Here is a 20,927-nt window from a genome sequence, read left to right on the forward strand (position 1 = left end):
CATTGGTGTTGACGGATCTATCTGGGGACTCCTGCTGGTCTTCTACCCGCCGTGTCAGATGTATCGCCAGTTGAGGCACGCCTATCAGATGTCCCGGCCAGAAGCATTGTTGCGGGTTACGTTCCTGCTGGTATTCACCATCATCAGCCTGTTTCTGTTCTTCGCTATTTTGCTCGCTCTGGGTGTTTTGGGATAAAAATCATGACCATGAATATTGATCGCCGCCAGTTGATGGCATTGGGAACGTTCGGTCTGGGGGCGCTCAGCGTGCCGGCATCGGCATCGCTGATCGGAGCGAAGGGGTTCACCCACGGCATCGCCAGCGGAGAGCCGTCACAAAATTCAATATTGCTCTGGACCCGCTTTGTCGGCACCTGTGATAACCGGCTGACAGTGGAAATCGCCGAAAATATCGATTTTTCCGGTCCGAAAATATCGGGTGAAATCGTCGCTCAGGCAGAACGCGATCATATTGCCAAGATAACCATCGACGGGCTGAACCCAGATCAATGGTATTTTTACCGTTTCATCGCCCCCGATGGCACGGTTTCCCAAATTGGCCGGACGCGGACGTTGCCGGAAGGCGCAACCCGGCGCTTCAACATCGGCGTAGTCGGCTGCTCCAACCTGCCATTTGGCTATTTCAATGCTTATGCCCATGCCGCGCAGAACCGCGATCTTGATCTGATGATCCATACCGGCGATTATCTCTATGAATATCCGATCGGAACTTATCCGTCGAATGAACAGGCATTGGCGGGGCGGATGATCCAGCCATCACACGAAATGGTCCAGCTCGCCGACTATCGCTTGCGCTATGCTGCCTATCGCAGCGATCCCGACCTGCAACGGCTGCATCAGATATTACCGATGATCGCGATGTGGGATGATCACGAATTTGCCAATGATGCGTATAAAGACGGCGCGGAAAATCATGACGCCAGCGAAGGCAACTGGTCGACGCGCAAGCGGGTAGCCGAGCGGGTGTACCGGGAATGGATGCCGGTTTCCGACCGCAACCATTCGGACCCGCTATGGAGCGAATATCAGATCGGCGATCTGGCGACAATTTTCCTTACCGAAAGCCGGATCGGAGCCCGTAACCAGCCGGTTGATCTTGTCGCCGCTCTCAAGGGGCAGCAAGACGTCCAGAAAGCGCTCGAGACGTTTCGCGACGATGTCTGGCAGGACCCGGCACGCGAAATGATCGGCGGCGAGCAGGAGGCCTGGCTGGCAGCTGCCATGCAAAAATCAAAGGCATCAGGCACCAAATGGCAGGTCTGGTCGCAGCAATGCGTGATGGGCGAGCTGAAATTGCCGCAGGAGGCAACCAACTGGGTTGCCGATGATGCGCCGGCCTTTGCAAAGAAACGGCTGGAGGTCGGGGCGATGGCGGCGAAAATCGGTCTGCCGATCAATTTTGACGCGTGGGATGGTTATCCGCAGGCCCGCGAACGGGCTCTGAAAATTGCCCAGCAAGCGGAGGCGGACCTGATCGTGCTGTCCGGAGACAGCCACAATGCCTGGGCGTTCGATCTTGCCACCGATGACGGCGCTGCCGGTGTTGAATTTGGCGGGCATAGCGTGACCTCTCCTGGCATCGAATCCTATCTGTCCGGGGCCAAGCCCGACGTTGCCGGCAGGGCGCTGGTTGAAACCAACCCACAACTGCAATGGACCGACACCGCTCATCGCGGCTATATGACGGTGACGCTGACGCCGGAAAAGGCAACATCGACATGGCATTTTCTGGACACGATTCGGGCCAAGTCGATCGCGCTGACGGGTAGCAAAAGCCAGACGGTACTGCGGGGTAGGAACCGGCTTCGGGGCTGAACGCTCCGCACTTGAAGGGCGTCGGGACGGTAGATTGCTGCTGTCCCGTACCTGCTCTTCATCCCCTCAAGACCGCAAATTGCCGAAACCGTCTTCAATTCCTCGACATTCGCATCAAAATTACGCAAAGCAGCCACTCCCTATTACTTAACGCAAGAAACGATCCATAATGTCCGAAGAGTTCTACCGCATCAAACGCCTGCCACCCTATGTGATTGCTGAAGTCAATAACATGCGGGCGGCGGCGCGAGCGGCAGGGGAAGACATTATTGATTTAGGCATGGGCAATCCCGACCTGCCACCGCCGCAGCATGTCATCGACAAGCTGTGCGAAGTTGCCCAGAAGCCCGATGCGCACGGCTATTCGGCATCCAAGGGCATCCCCGGATTGCGCAAGGCGCAGGCCAATTATTATGGCCGCCGCTTTGGTGTCGATGTGGATCCTGATACGGAAGTCGTGGTGACGCTCGGCTCCAAGGAAGGACTGGCGAGTCTGGCCACGGCGATAACGGCGCCGGGTGATTGTATCCTCGCTCCCAATCCAAGCTATCCGATCCACACCTTCGGCTTCATCATTGCCGGCGCAACGATCCGCAGCGTGCCGACGACTCCCGACGAACATTATTGGGAATCGCTGGAACGGGCGATGGCCTTTACCGTGCCGCGCCCGACATTGCTGGTGGTCAACTATCCTTCCAATCCAACAGCGGAAGTCGTCGATCTGGCATTCTACACACGGCTGGTGGCCTGGGCGAAGGAGAACAAGGTCTGGCTTCTGTCCGATCTCGCCTATTCCGAGCTCTATTATGACGGCAATCCGACGCCTTCGCTGCTCCAGGTGCCGGGCGCGAAAGATGTCGCGGTGGAATTTACCTCGCTCAGCAAGACCTATTCGATGGCCGGTTGGCGGGTCGGTTTTGCGGTCGGCAACAAGACGCTCATCGAAGCCTTGACCCGGGTCAAAAGCTATATTGACTATGGTGGTTTTACACCGATCCAGGCAGCGGCCTGTGCAGCGCTCAACGGACCGCAGGAACGGGTCGCGCAGAACCGCGAACTCTATCACAAGCGCCGCGATGTGCTGGTCGAAAGCTTTGGCCGGGCAGGTTGGGAAATCCCGCCACCGGCCGCATCAATGTTCGCCTGGGCACCATTGCCTCCGCAGCTCGCTCATATGGGCAGTCTGGAATTTTCCAAGCAACTGCTCACCCAAGCGGGCGTGGCAGTGGCGCCCGGCGTTGGCTATGGTGAAGATGGGGAAGGCTTTGTGCGGATTGCAATGGTCGAAAACGAGCAGCGCATCCGTCAGGCCGCGCGCAATGTGAAAAAATATTTGCAGAAAATGGGTGTCAACACGCCGGGGCAAAACGAAGCGATCTAGCTTGGCCTCATGCCAGTTAAATCCCCATCTAGCAGGTTGGAGGCTGGATCAGCCGCATTTTAGCGTGAGATCTAACCCTTCCACAGCACCCGATAGAGATCAAAGCGTCGGTCTTTCAAATTCTGTACCGCACCGGATTGCCGGCTGGTGAGCAGGCTGCTCATCGACAGATCGGCAATCGCGATCGTCTCGGTATTGGGCGCGGTATCTGCCGCGACGCCATCGCGCGCGAACGGGAAGTCGGAAGGCGTCAATATCGCGCTCTCGGCATAATGAATGTCCATATTTTCGACATTCGGCAAGTTGCCGACCACGCCCGACATCACGACATAGCACTGGTTTTCTACCGCACGCGCCTGACAGCAATAGCGAACCCGCAAATAGCCGCGTCGTTCATCGGTGCAGAAGGGGACAAACAGGATCATCGCGCCCTGATCGACCAGATGGCGGGCCATCTCCGGGAATTCGCTATCATAGCAGATCATCACACCGATCGGTCCGCAATCGGTTGGAATGGCTTCGGCACCATAGCCGCCCTTGATGTTCCACCAGCGCACTTCGCTGGGCGTCGGGTGGAGCTTGTCCTGCGTGTAAACCGCGCCGTTGCGCAGGAACACATAGGAAATATTGCGGATATCGCCATTCTCCATCCGCGTCGGGTGGGAGCCGCCGATGATGTTGATATGATAGGAAACTGCGAGTTTCTCCATCACTTGCTTGAACCGGTCGGTATATTCGGCAATTTTTTCGATTGCCTGCGCCGGCTCCAGCTTGTCTCCCTCGAGGGACAGCAATTGCAGCGTGAACAGTTCCGGAAAGGTGACGAAATCAGCGCCATAATCGGCGGCAACATCGACAAAATATTCCACCTGTTCTTCAAACTCGGAACGCGAAGCGATCTTGCGCATCTGGAATTGCACGGTCGCCACGCGCACCGATTGCGGCAGGCGGTCATGCGGCGTCTGGGTAACCAGCTTCGCTTCGGCCGCCAGCGGATTTTCCCAGAACATATGGACCGCATTGCCGCCGGATGGCGTGTCGGTCGGCATATAGTCTTTCAGTATGCCAAGCGGGACGAAGCCCTGATTCAACTGGAAATTGATCACCGGATCGCGAAATTGCTTGTCGACTACAGCCGCCAGATAGTCAGCAGGATCGGGATATTTGCGCTTGCGACGCGCATAGCCGGGCAGTCGCCCGCCAAAGATAATCCCCTTCAGCCCGAGATGCTGGCAGAGCTCCCGGCGGACCTTGTAAAAGCGCAGGCCAATCCGCAAACGCCGGTAATCGGGGTCGACGCTAACCTCCATGCCGTAGAGAATTTCGCCGTCCGGATCATGTCGTGCGGCAAAGCCGCCGCCGGTAATTTCCGTCCAGCTATGCGCCGCAAGGGCTGTTTTCTCGGATATCTGGAAGGTCGCGCAATGGCCGACGATCTTGCCCTCATATTCCGCAACCAGCTGGCCATCGGCGAAATTGTTGATCTGTCCGCGCACTTCCTCGGCCGTATAGCCTTCGCCCTTGCCGTAGATTTTACGCGACAGGGTGGAGATTTTTCTGGCATCTTCGAGTTCCGCCATGCGGATGATGAGCTTTGGTTTTTCTGCGGTCATCCGCGCCCATTAGCGGGCTTTTCAAGCGCGGGGAAGATAGGTTGTGAAAGTGGACCAAAATCGTCATTGCCGGAAATTCGCGTAAAGCAGACCATCAATCAGTAAAGGCGTAAAATGCAATATTTTGCTGTCCTACTGACCCGCTTTTATGCCACGTTGTGCCGTGATGATGATGAACCGGATTGATAATGTTGCCGTTGCCAAGAGTGACCATTGTCGGCTCCATCGATTGTTTTTCTTAACACTGTAAAGTTTGTAAAGTTCACCCGGGATGATTTGCACATATGATTGATCTTTATTTTGCTCCGACACCCAACGGCTGGAAAATTTCCGTCATGCTCGAGGAGTGTGGACTCGACTATAATATCAATTGGGTGAATATCGGCACCGGAGAACAATTTGCGCCTGAGTTTCTGGCGATCAGTCCTAACAACCGGATCCCGGCGATAGTCGATCACGATCCGGCGGATGGCGGGGAACCGGTCAGTGTTTTCGAAACCGGGGCGATCCTGCTCTATCTGGCGGACAAGGCGGAAGAATTTCTGCCGCACGATCTGCGCGGGCAGATTGCGGCGACCGAATGGCTGATGTGGCAGATGGGCGGTCTCGGTCCGATGATGGGCCAGCATGGCCATTTCAAGCTCTATGCCCCGGAGCGTATCGAATATGCCACCGAACGCTATCGCAAGGAAGTGTTGCGACTGTTCGGGGTGATGGACCGGCGATTGGCAGACAATGCCTATCTCGCCGGTGAAGAATACAGCATTGCCGACATGTCCTGTTTTCCCTGGGTGCAGACCTATAAAAGGCAGGAAATTGATTTGGATGATTTTGCCCATGTTAAGCGCTGGTACGAGGTGCTGAAACAACGCGAAGGCCTGCGGCGGGGGATGGCGATTGGCCGTGACAGGATCAACCGCAACCCGCAGGACGATGCGCAGGCGCGCAAGACGCTGTTCGGTTTGGAGGAATAGGCGAACGCTACGTGCTCCGCACTTGATGCGGAGCTCGGGATCTCATGCGCTGGCCGCCAGGCTTCCGCATCAGGTGCGGTACACGGTAGTGATAAAGGAACTGATACATGAAAACCGTAGAATTCTATTTCGACCTCTCTTCCCCCTGGACGTGTCTCGCGTTCCACAATATCCAGCCGATTATTGCGGAAACCGGCGCAAAGATTATCTGGAAGCCGTTTCTGGTCGGCGGCGTATTCAATGCCGTGAATCGGGATGTTTACGCGGCGCGGGAAAACCCCGACAATCGCAAATTTGTTCACAGTTTCCGGGTGCTCAAGGACTGGGCTGCCCTGGCCGGATTGCCGATGAATTTCCCGAGCGAACATCATCCGGTCAAATCGGTCCATGCGATGCGGGTCTGTTGTGCGCTGGAGGACGATCAGGCGGCGCTGCACAAGTTCGCTACCGCTGCGTTCCACGCTTATTATGGTGAACAGCGCAATCTCGATGATCCGGAAGTGCTGATCGCGATTGCCAACAAGCTTGGCATGGACGGCGCGGCTCTGGCCGCACGGACGCAGGAGCAGGCAATCAAGGACCGGCTGCGCGCCAATACCGAAGAAGCAATCGTGCGCGGTGCTTATGGTTCGCCGAGTATTTTCGTGCCCTTTGGAGAAGGCGAAAGAATGTATTTTGGCAATGACCAGTTGCCGCTGGTTAATTGGGCGATTAAACAGGCGTTATAATTTTCCCTCGAATCCAGAAAACCGGAGCTTGCCATGTCAGAACGCGTCACTATTTCCGTCAAAGATCATATTGCGGATGTCCGTTTCAACCGGCCTGAGAAGATGAATGCGCTGGATGCCGCGCAGATCGATGCAATCGTTGAAGCGGGCGAGAAACTGGCGGCCATGGAAGGCATTAGAGCCATCGTCCTGTCCGGCGAGGGCAAGGCGTTTTGCGCGGGTCTCGACATGGGCAGCTTTGCGGCATCGGCTGCTGCCGCAACCGCAGAAAGCAAGGGTGGCGAAAAATCCCCACTCGCCAGCACACTGACCGAGCGCACCTATGGCAATGCCAATAAATATCAGCATATCGTGCTGCTCTGGCGGAAATTGAAAGCACCGGTGATTGCTGCGGTCCACGGTCCATGTATCGGCGGTGGCCTGCAATTTGCCAGCGCTGCCGACATTCGGGTGGTCGCGCCGGACGCCAAAATGTCGATCATGGAAATGCGCTGGGGCCTGATCCCGGATATGGGCAGCTACACGACGTGGCGCAGTTTTGTCCGTGACGATGTTCTGCGCGAGCTTACCTATACCAACCGCATATTCACTGGTGAAGAAGGTAAGGAACTGGGCTTTGTCACCCATCTGTCTGATGATCCGCACGCCAAGGCCATGGAAATCGCTACCGAAATAGCCAGCAAACATCCGCAGGCAGTACAGCTGGCTAAGGATCTGATCAACAAACTGCCCGATTTGCACGAAGACGAGATATTGATGATGGAATCGGTCGGTCAAGACAAGGTCAGCCGCACGCCAAATCAGGTCGAAGCGGTGATGGCATTCATGCAGAAGCGCGCCGCCAATTTTACCGACTGAGCAGAGGCGTGGCGACCAACGGCAAGATTGGCCGGAAGCCGCTAGCCGGTGGTCCGCATCTTCTCGAGCGCGGCCACGACTGCTGCGCGTAGCGGCTTGCCTTCACCGTCGGTCCGGCAAACGATAACCGAATCGCAGGTGGCGATGCACTGACCGTTTTGGAACATCGCCTGCGCGATCACATAGCTGGATTTACCGATCTTGCTGACGCCCGAACTGACCTCGACGTCATCTGGATATTGCCCTTCGCGGAGATAGTTGATGGTCACCGCCGCGACCATGCTCCGTTCGTTCTTCGGCCGGTCCGCCCAGGGACGCAATTCGCGGTTCAGGCGAACCCGGGCATTTTCGAACATCGTGGCAAAGGCTACATTGTTGAGATGCCGGTTGGGATCAATATCCTGAAAGCGGGTCTGGGTGATCAGCGATACAGGATAGTTGGCAGGATCAAGCTGCCACGATTCTGGACGAGTCATAGAGATAATCCGCTTTCACTTGAGCCCAAAAAGATCCTGCTCAGTTCATTTTTGCCAGCAGATCTTTCTGCAAATGACGGCAAAGCCAGAGATAGGCCAGTCCGGAGGCTCCGTAAATCATGGCGGTGAAGCGCAGAGCGTCCCGCACACCTTCACCGGTGGCCGTGCGACAGGCTTCCAGCATCGCCTGGCTGCCAGCAGCCAATATGCTGGCATCGGTGCCTTTGCAAAGTTCCAGCGTCATCTGGCTGCTTGCCGCGGCGCTGCTGACATAGGATGCTGAAAGAATGTCGCTGATTCCTCCGACAAATAGTGGACCAAGTCCATATCCGATCAGGTTGACGACGAATAGCAAAATGGCGATCGATGTCGCGCGTGCTTTCACATCGACCACGCCTTGGGCAATGGTATATTGCGAGCCCAGATACGTGTAGTGCAGGAATGCCGCGACGATAAGCATCATCAACGCTGTCGACTGGCTGTCGGTGGTAAAGCCGATCCAGTATAACGGCAGCGATGCGATCAGCGACCAGCCCGGAACCCAGGCCACGGCGTTGGGGAAACGACCGCTCAGCTTTTCGATGGCAAACCCGCCGCCAAATGTACCAGCAGCAGCGGAGAGTGAGATGGGAAGCACCAGTTGCAGCGCAACATCGGAAACACTCAGTTGATGCACGCGAACGAAAAAGGATACCTGAAAACTCGAGACGCCGTAACCGACAAAGGCGACAATCGTCGCCGCCAGAGCGTTGATCCAGTAGCTGCGATTTCCGCTCAGTCTTTTCAATGTGTCACCAAAGCCCAGTTTCTCGAGCTGAGGTGTCCCGGGAGGGTCCGAATAGCCCCGCGGCGGTTCCTTGATCGTGAACAACACGAACAGGCCGACAGCAACCCCGGGCAGACCCAGAATGATGAATGCCTCGCGCCAGGAAAAAGCCTCGGCAATCGGGCCACCGAAAGCCGCCGCCAATGCGCTACCAAGCGTCACGCCCATTGCGTAAATCGCCAGCGCCCGCGCGCGGCTTCTCGGAGGAAAATAGTCTGCAATGATGGAATTGGCCGGGGGCGTACAGCCGGCCTCGCCGATGCCGACACCAACCCGGAATACCAGCAGCGCAATAAAGCTGCCTGCGATTCCGCACAGAGCGGTCATAACCGACCAGAGAATGACACTGAATGCGATAATGCGAACGCGATTATATCGTTCCGCCAGGCGAGCGATGGGAATGCCGAACAGCGTATAGGTCAGGGCAAATCCGAAACCGGAAAGAAAACCGAATTGCAGGTCCGTGAGTTGGAATTCCCGGATGATCGGTTCCGAAACGACACCAATCAGGGCGCGATCGATAAAGTTGAGAGTATACACCACCAGCAATGAGAACAGGACATAACCCCGATATCCGCTGGTTCCGAAAGCCTGTCCGGTATTGGTAAGTGGTGCAGCCGCTGCCTGTGTCGCGTTCATGCTCTCTCCTTTTTTGCAGTTGATGGCCTGAACGCGCGGACAAGTCCAGTGGACTTTCGAGCGATTCGACTTTGGTCAGGAGTCTGTGTTGCGACCAGCATGCAATGTAAAAAAATTTCACGAAATGGCAGAATTCTGTTACTGTAACGGCTGGTATCAGTCGGTTAATCCGTCGCAAACAGGGGCCAGTTATGGCGCAAAGAGCGCGTTACCCAAATTTTTGTCGTAGCTTTATGTTTCAAACCTGCGGGTCAGTACCGGTCTTTTCAACCCCTGAGTATGCGATTCGGTAGGTCTTGACCAATATGACCAATCCTGCAGTGGACAGACTGAATGACGGGCAGCGCGATTGTTTGCGGCTTGTGCTGGCGCACCATAATTCCAAGGAAATTGCACGGGAACTGGGAATATCCCCACATACGGTGGATCAACGACTGCGCACTGCGATGCGCATTTTAAACGTACATTCCCGTTTTGAGGCCGCACGCGAATTTGCTGCGCTTGATACAGAAGACGGATATCAACCGTTGATATATCAAATGCCGGATGTTGAGCGAGCGAGAAAAAACGAGAGACTGGGATCGTCCATTGGAGGAACCGCAAACGACAAGATTGCCGCGACCGAGGGTGCTCCAAAAAGTGATGGCAATATTGCCGCGATATCTTTTGAAGAAACTCAGATCAGGCGCGGACGGCTTCCCATTCCGCGTTATCGTGGCGAGAAGAACAATCTCGGTGCGGTTGAGCGGGTGGGATGGATATTGGCCATCGCGATCGGCTCCGCCTTGTCTTTCGGTGGACTTATAGCGGGATTGGAGGCGCTTGCCCGGCTTAAGGGGTAGTTTACACCCATTGAGGCCTGCGCATTCATTCATCGACTTGGTAACTTTGGAAAGAGCTGAGACGTCGATATTCACGAAAGGAACAATCATGCTAAAACAACGACGGAATGCAGCCGAGAAATTGGCGAGTAAACTGTTCGCAACGGAACGGGCAGTTGACGAGGCAATTTGCAAAATGGCGGATCTGGCCGGATATATGCCCATCGCGAGAGTGAATGCAAATTTATCGGCTGTTGTCGGACAGGAGGCGATATCGCAGGCGGCTGAAACGCTATCCGCATTGGTCGAAGCCAGAGGACAACTGGTTGCAACCCATAACCGACTGGCAGAAACGCGCGATCAAATCGGATTGCAGGCTATGGCATTGGGAAGCGGCGATATGAAGCCACCGGCGGTTGGAAACAAGCAGGATGAAAAAATAGTCACTTTATTTGACCATGCTGCCTAGCTACCCGCGAACAGGTCTGTTCCAAGCGCAACTGAACGCAAGATAAAAAAGGTGATAGCGCTGTGATTTTTAATACAATCTGGGCCTATATCTACTATATTTTTCTCGTCGCCTGCTGTGGGTATGCAATTTTTCGCGGCTCTCGTTTCGAATATTTTGGGGCGATGATCATGATCGTCGGGTCATTGTCCACTTTGGCGGTGGGTCGGCTGCTTGGAACCTCCTGGACGAGCGTTGAAGTCGACATATTTATAATAGATATCGCCGCTCTACTTGCGTTGATTTATCTGTCCATCAGATCCGACCGTTTTTGGCCCATCTGGGCAACCGCATTTCACGTGCTTGCTGTAACCATCCACACCGCAATGGTGGTGGCGCCACAGATCACGCCATGGGCCTTTGCAACAGGAGCTGTGTTCTGGGCTTATCCGATGCTGCTGGCTCTGGCGATCGGATCCTTTGAACACACGCCAATAGTAGCAAATCAAGAGCTCGATTCCGGTTAGCACGCCGTACCGATTTCTCCTCACAGTTCCCGACCATTTCCTTTCCATTCGGCAGAAACCTGGCTTCTGCGAACCCCGGAGCATAATTATGGCGAGCGATCACATCTTGCTGTTTCTGGACTTTCTCCAAAAGGAAATGCTGCTGTTCGCGAGCCTGTGCTTCCTGATCGGCGCGGTCGACGATCTTGTCTTTGACGGGCTGTGGATTTTTCACAGGTTGAAACGCAAGCTGTTCGTCTATTCACGTTATGAACGGGCCACCGTAGAAACGCTGGGTAAACCCGCACCCGACTGCCGTCTGGCGATATTTGTACCGGCATGGAACGAGGCAACGGTCATTGGCGCGATGCTGGAGAGGTGTTTGCGGCAATGGAGATCGAGCAACTATCGCATATATGTCGGTTGCTACCCCAATGATCCCGCAACTGTCTCGGCGGTTGCGTTCGCGGCAGCCGGCCAGGAAAACATCCGGCTCGTGATCTGCAACCGGAACGGACCGACCACGAAGGCGGATTGCCTCAATCATCTCTGGAGCGCGTTGTGCCAAGACGAAATCGAAGAGCAGGTCAAATACAGCGCGGTAGTTCTCCATGATGCCGAGGACCTTGTCCATCCTCAGGGGTTGAGACTTCTCGAGCATCTGATCGGGCGGGCCGCCCTGGTGCAATTGCCGGTCATTCCGCGCAGGGCCACCGGCTCGCGATGGGTTGCGGGCCACTATTGTGACGAGTTTGCCGAATTGCATGGCAAGCAGATGGTGATGCGCGAGGCCCTCGGTGCATCAATCCCTTCTGCGGGTGTGGGCTGCGCATTCGCTCGGGATGCTTTGCATAAGTTGTCTGTCCGAACGAATGGCAAGCCATTTGATGCGGGAAGCATGACCGAAGATTATGAACTGGGCATCAATTTGACAGGAGAAGATTCTCGCGGCATTTTTGCCCGAATGCGCGATCGGCATGGACAGCTGGTCGCGACGCAGGAATTCTTCCCGGACAGACTTGAAGATGCCATTCGTCAGAAAAGCCGCTGGATAGCAGGTATATGCTTGTCCGGATGGGATCGACTGGGGTGGAAGAGTAACTGGCGAGAGAATTGGATGCGGTTACGGGACCGCAAGGCCGGGATGGCAGCCATTGTCCTGGCAATCGCATATCTAGCTGCAATTTTGACAGGCACGCTTCTGCTCGCGGAATTATTCGGTGTCTACCGACTTAAGCCGGTTCCCGATCTTCTGAAGATATTGCTTTTGGTCAATGCCGGTTCCCTGATCTGGAGGCTGGTGTTGAAAAGCTGTTTTGTCTTTGCGCTTTATGGCTTTCGCGAAGCGCTCCTGTCGATGCCCAGGACGATCGTTGCCAATCTGATCAACATAATGGCCGCTTGGCGTGCCATGGGACATTATGTTGATCAACTGACCGGCCGACCGGTGCACTGGGAAAAAACCTGCCATTTCTATCCGGATCGTGCGCATGTCCAAAAACTGAGGCACCATCAGTCGGCCGACGAAAGGAACTGATGCAATGCGCGGGAATGCTTCCGGCGCTCCGCTTCGGGCCATAGGAACACTAGCGGCTATATGGATATTGGCACGGGTCATCTCGTGGAACATCCCCGCACATATTGTTGCAGATCGGGTAGACCCGAATGGTGGAGCGATAAAATCTCGCGGCGTCTCGCATGCCCGGAATACAGCAACACGACATATGACCGGAACTCATTTGCCGGCATCACCAGCGGTTCTGGACAACGTCCGGAATAAACAGGACGTCAGGATATTGTCCTATCCCGGGCGCAGGTTTGACGAACTGACATCGGTCATTTTGCCCGCCTCGTTTCGCCTTCAGTCGCTGTCGGTGATGCAACCGGAGCCGGTCGGTAGCAGGCTCCCTTTTCCAGTTTCAACCGGGAGTAAGGCAAAGCTTGCTCCGGGGATCGATCCAACCCCTGCTTCTCAACACAATTTCGCGGTTCATCAGGCAGGCGACGGGATCGGTGGCTATTTTTGGCTTTTTGCCAGGCAGACTTTCCCGGCCATGGACCCTGCGTCGAGAATTGAAGGGACCGCCATATCGAACGTCCAATATGGCGGCAGCCAGATTGGTGCCATCCTGTCCCAACCAATATTGGCCACGGAGGGATCCGATCTGGCGGTTTACGGCCGGTTTGCCGCCGCGGTGGCACCCTTGGCGCAAGAGGAAATAGCGCTTGGAGTCCGGCTTCATCCGATCCAGAACTTGCCTTTCTCCGTCCATGCCGAACACAGGTTTTCCGCGGGGTCGGATGGGAATCGCGGATCTGCGCTTTATGTGGCTGGAGGGACGGGACCGGACCATATCGTCGAAAAAGTCGCGCTCGAGACCTATGCTCAAACGGGATATGTTCTGGGTGATAATGAAACCTATTTTTTTGACGGATCTGCAACCTTGCAGCGTCTGATTTCAGAATCCGATCAAAAGAAATTGTCCGTCGGAGCAGGGGTCTGGGCTGGCGGCCAGCGCAATATCGCCCGCTTGGATGTCGGACCCCGCGCCGATTTCATTGTCCCGCTCGGAACCGGATCCGCGCGCATGGCGGTCGACTGGCGGGTTCGGGTTGCTGGTAATGCACGACCCAAAAGCGGAATGGCAATAACGGTTTCGACGGGCTTTTAAGCGGGCGGTGTTTGCTCCCTGTTAGGCAAACCGGTCGATTTCTAACCCTCCAAGCCGCAACGCCCTTTATCCCGCAACAAAAAGAGATTAGTCCAATGGCAATATGGACATATACCTCCCGATCGCCAATCTTTCCGTCAATGCTTTTGTCATCGTCCTGCTTGGCGGACTGGTGGGTATCTTGTCCGGTATGTTTGGCGTCGGTGGGGGTTTCTTGACCACACCACTGCTAATATTTTACGGCATACCGCCAACGGTCGCCGCTGCGTCTGCGTCCACCCAGGTCACCGGAGCGAGTATTTCGGGTGTCGCTGCCCATATGCGCCGCAAAGGCGTCGATTTCCGGATGGGCGCGATATTGGTGGCCGGTGGCATGTTCGGAACGCTGATCGGGACCGGTCTCTTCCAGATTCTGCAAAAGTGGGGGCAGATCGACACCGTCATTAATGTGCTATACGTCCTGATGCTGTCGAGTATCGGCGGCTTGATGTTCAAGGAATCCTTGCAAAGCGTCAGAGCGCTGCGTGCCGGCAAGCCGCTGCCAGCACGGAAAAGGCGCCACCATCCATTGGTTGCCAATCTGCCATTCCGATGGCGCTTTTACCGTTCCGGCCTGTATATTTCGCCCATCGCTCCATTCGTGCTTGGCCTTCTCACCGGCATATTGACCATGTTGCTGGGCGTCGGCGGCGGCTTTATCATGGTGCCGGCGATGCTCTATTTGCTCGGGATGGGTGCGCAAGTGGTGGTCGGGACGTCACTTTTCCAAATCCTGTTCGTCACCATTGCTTCGACGATGATGCACAGCATGACGACGCGAGCGGTAGATATTGTTCTCGCCTCGCTGTTGCTGCTCGGCAGTGTGACCGGTGCGCAACTGGGCGCGAAATTCGCCCAACGGATGCGACCGGAATATTTGCGGCTGAGCCTGGCAACCATGGTGCTGATCGTTGCTCTGCGCATGGCACTGGGATTAGGGTTTCAGCCGGATGAAATATATACGGTGCAGCTCCTGTGAAACGGCTTCACTTCCTGTTGACCCGCGCGCTGGCGCTAATTGGCATCGCCATATTGGCCGGGGCGAACATTCCGGTACTGGTTCCGGAGGTTTCCCAAGATCGTATCAGCATCAGGGGCGATTTCAATGGTGCGCAGTTGCTGCTTTTCGGGGCCATCACCTATCCGCCCGGTACCCGTAATACCGATCGAGCTGATATCGTGGTGGTCCTGAAAGGGCCTGTTGAATCGATTGTGGTTCGCGAGAAGCAGCAGATAGCAGGCATCTGGATAAATGCCGCAAGCAGCGAATTTCGCTCCGCTCCGGGCTATTACGCGGTTGCTTCTTCCAGACCGATTGAACAGATTGTCGATGACAAGACGGCGGACATCTACGAGTTGGGGCTGGACCATCTGCAGCTTTCTCCCGCCGGTGCGATTGACAGCCGTGAACTGGACCGGTTTGTCGTCGGGCTGGTCGATCTGAATTCCCGCGGACAGCTGTTCAAAAACCTGCCCAATAGCGTCAAGATCACCAACAGCGTGCTGTATCAGGCGCGAATCAATCTGCCGGCCAGCGTACCGGTAGGCGATTATACCGCAGAAACATTTCTCATCCTCGATGGCCGGGTGGCGGCTGCAGAAGTCAAAGAGGTCACGATTGAAAAAATCGGAATGGGGCGCTTTATCACCAATCTGTCCCAGGAATACGGCTTTCTCTATGGTCTGATCGCAGTGTTCATATCGGTTTTTCTGGGATGGTCTGCCGGATATCTGTTCCGCAAGATGTGATCGATGTCCAGCGCCAGCCGATGCGAATCCCGCTTTCTGCGAGTCGGTAAATCTTCTTTAACCATGACCCACTAGTCCGGTGTTTTGACCAGCAAAACAGGAATAACGGCTATGTCCGACATGGGTTCCCATCATTTCCCCGCCGCAAGGCCTCTTCCGGTTTCGGAAAATGAAGCACAAGGCAACGCAACCCCTGCCGCCGCTCCACAGCGCAGCGAAGGCCACAAAATTGGCGAAGTCATCGAAATCGCGGGGTCGGGATCCAAAGTCGTCATGGATTGTGCCGTTCTCTCGAACTTGCTCGAACATCCCGATCCGACGGTCAAAATGGCTGGTCAAGTGGGCAGTCAGGTCAAGATTCGTGTCGGCGAGACCTGGTTACTGGCCAATATCCGGACCCAGAGACTCTATGAAGGGCAAGCGGGACTTGTGATTGCAGAGATTGATTTTCTTGGCGAAGGTGACGAAGAAAAACTGACCGGACATATCTACAATTTCCGTCGCGGTGTAACCCGCTATCCAACGCCTTCTTCGCTCGTCTATGCGGTGACCACTGCGGATCTCAAACAGGTCTATGCCTCCGACGGCCGCGCCAATGTCGAAATCGGCACCGTCTATCCCACCGATGATATTCGAGGCGCACTTTATGTCGACGCCATGCTTGGCAAACATTTCGCCCTTCTGGGGTCGACCGGTACCGGTAAATCGACTTCAGCGGCTCTCATTCTCCATAAAATCTGTGATCTTGCTCCCGAAGGCCACATCATCATGATCGATCCGCATGGCGAATATTCCGCGGCCTTCAAGGAAAATGGCAAGCTGTTCGACGTGAACAACCTGAACCTGCCTTATTGGCTGATGAATTTTCGCGAACATTGCGAAGTGTTTGTCCAGTCGAGAGGCGATGCCAAGCAGATCGATTGCGACATTCTCGCAAAATGCCTACTGGCTGCAAAAGCAAAAAGTCAGGCGTCCGCAAATGTCGCGAAGCTGACCGTGGATTCACCGGTGCCCTATCTGCTGTCCGACCTGACTGGAATTCTGCAGAATGAAATGGGCAAGCTCGACAAGTCGACCAACAGCGCGCCCTATCAGCGGCTCAAAACCAAGATCGACGAGATCAAGGCCGATCCGCGTTACAGTTTCATGTTTTCCGGCATGCTCGTCGGAGACACCATGGCCGCGTTCCTTTCCAAGATTTTCAGACTGCCGTCTGAAGGCAAGCCGATCTCCATTATCGACGTCTCGGCGATGCCATCGGAAATCACGCCCACTGTGGTTTCCGTGCTCAGTCGTCTGGTTTTTGATTATGCGATCTGGGCCCGCAACGAGCCTTCGCGACCAATGCTTTTGGTTTGCGAGGAAGCGCATCGCTATATTCCCAATGATGATGTTGCCGAAGAAAGCAGCGTTCGTGATATTCTCAGCCGGATCGCCAAGGAAGGCCGGAAATATGGCGTCTCGCTTGGCCTGATTACGCAGCGGCCATCCGATCTCGCCGAAGGCGTGCTCTCGCAATGCGGTACGATACTCTCAATGCGTCTCAACAATGACCGAGATCAGGCCTTCGTGAAAGCCGCGATGCCTGAAGGTGCGCGCGGATTTCTCGACTCCATTCCGGCGCTGCGCAATCGCGAAGTGATCTGCTGCGGTGAAGGCGTGGCAATTCCGATCCGCGTCTCGCTCGATACGCTGGCCGAGGAACGCCGTCCGGCTTCCGAAGATCCAGTATTTTCCGAACTGTGGTGCGAGCATGGTGGCGAAGACGAGATTATCCAGCGGGTTATCAAACGCTGGAGAGCACAGGGGCGGTAGCTACAGACAGGACCGTTTGTCCATTTCCGTCGGCGGTTGATCGATGGCCGCTATCAAATCAACGGCCATCGATTACATCCGTAGTCATAGGGTCGCGCGCCAAGCGTGACCGATTGATATGGAGAGTTCGATGTTTGATAAACGCTATTTCCCGTTAGTTGCGGGCTTGGGGCTTGCCACTGCATTGATATTGCCGACGATGGCGAGTCATGCTCATGATGTTAAGCACCGGCACGGTGAAGAATGGAGCGAAACGCTTGCCCGGGACATTAAGGTCCAGGTGAAGGCCGGTATGGCTGACGCGGCGATTGGCATGGAAGAAGGTGCAGACGGGATGCTGCGCGGAGCAGACAAAATGGAGGCTTATGCCGATCGGCTGGAGCGGGACGCCGCCTTCCGCGAACGCGAGGCTGCGCGGCAGAGCGAGCGGAGTGACACGAAGATCACCGCGCAGCAATTGTTGGAAAGCGCGCCCAAAATGCGGCGTGGTGCCAAAAAAATGCGCGAAGGCGCCGAGAAAATGCGCGCTGGCGCGGAAAAAATGCGGCGCGGCGACGATAGCTGAGCGAGCTATTCAAAGTTAGCGTCCCGCGAAGGTGCTCATCCCAACTGGTCGATAGCCGCCTGCAACCGCTCTGCTTCCGCTTCCTTGTCCGCCAGATCGGCGCGCGCCTTTTCGACCGCTTCCGGTTTGGCCTTCTCGACGAAATTGGGGTTGCCTAAGCGACCGGATAGCGATTTGGCTTCTTTTTGCGAGGCCTCCAGCGCCTTGTTCAACCGGCCTTTTTCGGCATCAATGTCGATCGCGTCCGCCAACGGCAGCACGTAAGTCGCCCCATCGACGACAATCTGGGCAGATGGCCCCTCGGGAGCTACATCGAAGGATACAGACTCCAGCCGCCCGACCCGGTCCAGCGCAGCGCCGTGGCGGGCAATCTGATCGGACAGGCCTTCACTTCCATCGCGGACGTGGGCCGACATCTTGGTGCCGGGCGCGATATTCAGTTCCACTTTGGCTGAACGGACTTCGGATATCAATTTGATCAGCCAGTCGACTTCCGCCTTGGCCTGCGGGTCAGTCGCTGCCTTCGGTTCCGGCCATTTTGCGACGATCAGATCATATTCCCGGTCACCCATCGCATGCCATAATTCCTCGGTGATGAACGGCATGAACGGATGGAGCATGACGATAATCTGGTCTAGCACCCAGCCAGCCACGGTGCGGGTTTCTTTTGCCGCACTGGCATCTTCCCCCTGCAAAACCGGTTTGATCAGTTCGAGATACCAGTCGCAGAAGCGATCCCAGGTGAAATGATAGATGGCGTTGGATGCTGCATCGAAGCGCAGGTCGGTCAGTGCTTTGTCGAGCGCCTGCTGGGTTTCGACGACTTCCGAAATGATCCAGCGGTTGACAGGCAGGGCGGCTTCGGGGGCCGCGAGCGTCTTGCTTGCACCGATGCCGTTTGCCTCACAAAAGCGCGAGGCATTCCATAGCTTGGTGGCGAAATTGCGATAGCCTTCGACGCGCTTGTCATCCATCTTGATGTCGCGGCCCTGGCTTTCCATCGCGGCCATGAAGAAGCGCAATGCGTCGGCGCCATATTGGTCGATCAGTCCCAGCGGATCGACGACATTACCCTTGGACTTGGACATTTTAGAACCATCTTCGGCGCGCACCAGCCCGTGCAGATAGAGCCGCTTCCACGGCACTTCGCCCATCATCTTGATCCCCTGCATCGCCATGCGGGCATCCCAGAAGAACAGGATATCAAAGCCGGAGATCAGCAGATCATTGGGATAATGGCGTGCGAGGTCCTCGGTTTTTTCTGGCCAACCGAGTGTGCCGAACGGCCATAGCGCGGAAGAGAACCATGTGTCGAGAACGTCGGGATCGCGGGTTAGTGCAACACCGGCGCCAGCTTGCGCCTGTGCCGCTGCTTCATCCATGGCGACATAGATTTTGCTATTTTCGTCAAACCAGGCCGGTATCCGGTGCCCCCACCAGAGCTGGCGCGAGACACACCATGGCTGGATATTCTCCATCCAGTTGAAATAGGTTTTTTCCCAGGTCTTGGGGACAATTTCGATGTCACCATCGCGCACCGCCTTGATCGCCGGCTGGGCAAGCGTTTCCGCATCGACATACCATTGATCGGTCAACCACGGCTCGATCACCACGCCGCCACGGTCACCGAAAGGCGTTGCGATGGTGCGCGGCTCGGCGTCATGCTCGACTTTTTCGCCGTCTTTGGTTTTGGACACATGCGGGATCAGGAAGCCCAGTTCCTTCAACCGCTGGACAACCAGCTCGCGGGCGCCGTCGACGCCGTCCCTCTTGAACCGGTGCAGCCCGATATATTCGTCTGGCACCAGTCCGTCCGCTGTCTGGCAAACATTGGCTTCGCCATCGAGCATATTGAGCATATCGCCAGCGGCAAAACCTGCGCGCTTGCCAACCTCGAAATCGTTGAAATCATGGCCCGGAGTAATCTTCACCGCACCAGACCCAAGCTCGGGATCGGCATGTTCGTCGGCGACAATTTTGAAACGGCGTCCGGTAATCGGCTGCTCGATTTCCTTGCCAACCACGCTCTTGTAACGCTCGTCAGAAGGATGCACAGCAACGGCCATATCGGCCAGCATCGTTTCCGGGCGGGTTGTCGCGACCTCGATATAGGCTTGTCCGTTATTCAACGTGATACCGTCGGCCAGCGGATATTTGAAATGCCAGAAACTACCCTTGGTATCGACGGTCTCGACTTCGAGATCGGATATCGCCGTCTTTAGAGCCGGGTCCCAGTTGACCAGCCGCTTGTCGCGGTAGATCAGCCCGTCATTGTAAAGATCGACAAACACCTTGAGCACGGCTTCGTTCATGCCCTCGTCCATGGTGAATCGCTCGTTTGACCAGTCCATCGAACAGCCAAGCCGGCGCAGCTGGCCAGTGATCGTGCCGCCGCTTTCCTCTTTCCATTCCCAGACTTTTGCGACAAACTCTTCGCGGGTGAAGTCGGTGCGCTTTTGCTGGCGCTCGTTCATCTGGCGCTCGACCACCATCTGGGTCGCGATACCGGCGTGATCCATACCGACGACCCACAGCGCATCCTTGCCCTTCATCCGTTCGTGGCGGATGATGATGTCTTGCAGCGTGTTGTCCAGCGCATGGCCGATATGAAGCGATCCGGTGACATTGGGCGGCGGGTTCACGATCGTGAACGGCTCCCGATCATCGCGTTCCGGCCGGAACAGGCCCTTGGTTTCCCAATGCTCATACCAGCGCGCTTCAATGGCGGCGGGGTCGAAATTTTTGTCTAAGGTCATGCTGAGCCTTTGGCATTGCTTTGGGTCGGAAACAACCGGGAATTGTCCGATGGTGGTGAGCCTGTCGAGTTACGCCTATTGACGTGAGATGTCCGTCGACAAGCTCAGCACTAATTGAAAAGCGGCAATATGTCGGATAGTATCGGCCAACTAGCCCAATATCGCGTCAATCTCGGCATTGGCTTTGGCGCGCAACTGTCGCTTGCAGGCCTTGAAGCCCGGTTG

Annotated in this window: 18 protein-coding genes and 1 pseudogene; 15 read left to right on the plus strand and 4 right to left on the minus strand. The window is 55.8% G+C overall.

Annotated elements, in window-relative coordinates:
• The 3 genes and pseudogenes from WBM93_RS06280 to WBM93_RS06290 form a co-directional block, all read left to right on the plus strand.
• A pseudogene (locus tag WBM93_RS06280) lies at positions 1-196 on the plus strand (DUF3667 domain-containing protein); the annotation flags it as partial.
• Between the two features lie 5 nt (positions 197-201).
• Positions 202-1,836, plus strand: coding sequence for an alkaline phosphatase D family protein (locus WBM93_RS06285; RefSeq protein WP_424429655.1), 1,635 nt, complete (start codon positions 202-204; stop codon positions 1,834-1,836).
• A 169-nt stretch (positions 1,837-2,005) separates the two neighbouring features.
• Complete coding sequence (locus WBM93_RS06290) at positions 2,006-3,217, plus strand: LL-diaminopimelate aminotransferase (RefSeq protein ID WP_424429658.1); 1,212 nt, start codon at positions 2,006-2,008, stop codon at positions 3,215-3,217.
• Between the two features lie 71 nt (positions 3,218-3,288).
• On the opposite strand, the gene WBM93_RS06295 is transcribed toward WBM93_RS06290, so the two are convergent.
• Complete coding sequence (locus tag WBM93_RS06295; RefSeq protein ID WP_424429661.1) at positions 3,289-4,830, minus strand: nitrilase-related carbon-nitrogen hydrolase; 1,542 nt, start codon at positions 4,828-4,830, stop codon at positions 3,289-3,291.
• Between the two features lie 284 nt (positions 4,831-5,114).
• On the opposite strand from WBM93_RS06295, the gene WBM93_RS06300 reads away from it, so the two are divergent.
• From WBM93_RS06300 to WBM93_RS06310, 3 genes are all read left to right on the plus strand, one after another.
• The gene (locus WBM93_RS06300; protein ID WP_424429664.1) at positions 5,115-5,804 is read left to right on the plus strand and encodes a glutathione binding-like protein; all 690 of its coding nucleotides are present in this window, start codon (positions 5,115-5,117) and stop codon (positions 5,802-5,804) included.
• Between the two features lie 107 nt (positions 5,805-5,911).
• Positions 5,912-6,532 carry a 2-hydroxychromene-2-carboxylate isomerase gene (locus WBM93_RS06305; RefSeq protein WP_424429665.1) on the plus strand — a complete coding sequence of 207 codons (621 nt, stop codon included), beginning with the start codon at positions 5,912-5,914 and terminating at the stop codon, positions 6,530-6,532.
• A 33-nt stretch (positions 6,533-6,565) separates the two neighbouring features.
• Entirely contained in the window at positions 6,566-7,390 is an 825-nt protein-coding gene (locus WBM93_RS06310; RefSeq protein WP_424429668.1) for a crotonase/enoyl-CoA hydratase family protein, read from the plus strand.
• A 41-nt stretch (positions 7,391-7,431) separates the two neighbouring features.
• Here WBM93_RS06310 and WBM93_RS06315 read toward each other — a convergent pair whose 3' ends face one another.
• Entirely contained in the window at positions 7,432-7,866 is a 435-nt protein-coding gene (locus WBM93_RS06315; protein WP_424429670.1) for an acyl-CoA thioesterase, read from the minus strand.
• A gap of 40 nt (positions 7,867-7,906) precedes the next feature.
• On the minus strand, positions 7,907-9,331 hold the full coding sequence (locus WBM93_RS06320; protein WP_424429673.1) for a spinster family MFS transporter: 1,425 nt from the start codon (positions 9,329-9,331) through the stop codon (positions 7,907-7,909).
• A 305-nt stretch (positions 9,332-9,636) separates the two neighbouring features.
• Here WBM93_RS06320 and WBM93_RS06325 point away from each other — a divergent pair, with 305 nt between their 5' ends.
• From WBM93_RS06325 to WBM93_RS06365, 9 genes are all read left to right on the plus strand, one after another.
• Positions 9,637-10,173, plus strand: a complete 537-nt coding sequence (locus tag WBM93_RS06325) for a helix-turn-helix domain-containing protein (protein WP_424429700.1) — start codon at positions 9,637-9,639, stop codon at positions 10,171-10,173.
• An 88-nt stretch (positions 10,174-10,261) separates the two neighbouring features.
• Positions 10,262-10,621 (plus strand): hypothetical protein, encoded by a 360-nt coding sequence (locus tag WBM93_RS06330; RefSeq protein ID WP_424429676.1) that lies wholly within the window; start codon positions 10,262-10,264, stop codon positions 10,619-10,621.
• Positions 10,622-10,683: 62 nt separating this feature from the next.
• Positions 10,684-11,127, plus strand: a complete 444-nt coding sequence (locus tag WBM93_RS06335; RefSeq protein WP_424429679.1) for a hypothetical protein — start codon at positions 10,684-10,686, stop codon at positions 11,125-11,127.
• An 88-nt stretch (positions 11,128-11,215) separates the two neighbouring features.
• Positions 11,216-12,643, plus strand: coding sequence for a glycosyl transferase family protein (locus WBM93_RS06340; protein ID WP_424429682.1), 1,428 nt, complete (start codon positions 11,216-11,218; stop codon positions 12,641-12,643).
• A gap of 187 nt (positions 12,644-12,830) precedes the next feature.
• On the plus strand, positions 12,831-13,778 hold the full coding sequence (locus WBM93_RS06345) for a hypothetical protein (RefSeq protein ID WP_424429684.1): 948 nt from the start codon (positions 12,831-12,833) through the stop codon (positions 13,776-13,778).
• A gap of 103 nt (positions 13,779-13,881) precedes the next feature.
• The gene (locus WBM93_RS06350; RefSeq protein ID WP_424429687.1) at positions 13,882-14,796 is read left to right on the plus strand and encodes a sulfite exporter TauE/SafE family protein; all 915 of its coding nucleotides are present in this window, start codon (positions 13,882-13,884) and stop codon (positions 14,794-14,796) included.
• Positions 14,793-15,566 carry a TIGR02186 family protein gene (locus WBM93_RS06355; RefSeq protein ID WP_424429690.1) on the plus strand — a complete coding sequence of 258 codons (774 nt, stop codon included), beginning with the start codon at positions 14,793-14,795 and terminating at the stop codon, positions 15,564-15,566. The genes WBM93_RS06350 and WBM93_RS06355 overlap by 4 nt, the downstream gene beginning before the upstream one ends.
• 111 nt (positions 15,567-15,677) lie before the next feature.
• Complete coding sequence (locus WBM93_RS06360; RefSeq protein ID WP_424429693.1) at positions 15,678-17,381, plus strand: ATP-binding protein; 1,704 nt, start codon at positions 15,678-15,680, stop codon at positions 17,379-17,381.
• A 130-nt stretch (positions 17,382-17,511) separates the two neighbouring features.
• On the plus strand, positions 17,512-17,946 hold the full coding sequence (locus WBM93_RS06365) for a hypothetical protein (RefSeq protein WP_424429695.1): 435 nt from the start codon (positions 17,512-17,514) through the stop codon (positions 17,944-17,946).
• Between the two features lie 35 nt (positions 17,947-17,981).
• On the opposite strand, the gene WBM93_RS06370 is transcribed toward WBM93_RS06365, so the two are convergent.
• A complete protein-coding gene (locus WBM93_RS06370) occupies positions 17,982-20,702 on the minus strand; it encodes a valine--tRNA ligase (protein ID WP_424429698.1) in 2,721 nt (906 codons plus the stop codon).
• Positions 20,703-20,927 lie beyond the last annotated feature (225 nt).

Origin of the sequence: Parasphingorhabdus sp., from assembly GCF_049667325.1 — a bacterium.
Lineage (GTDB): Bacteria > Pseudomonadota > Alphaproteobacteria > Sphingomonadales > Sphingomonadaceae > Parasphingorhabdus.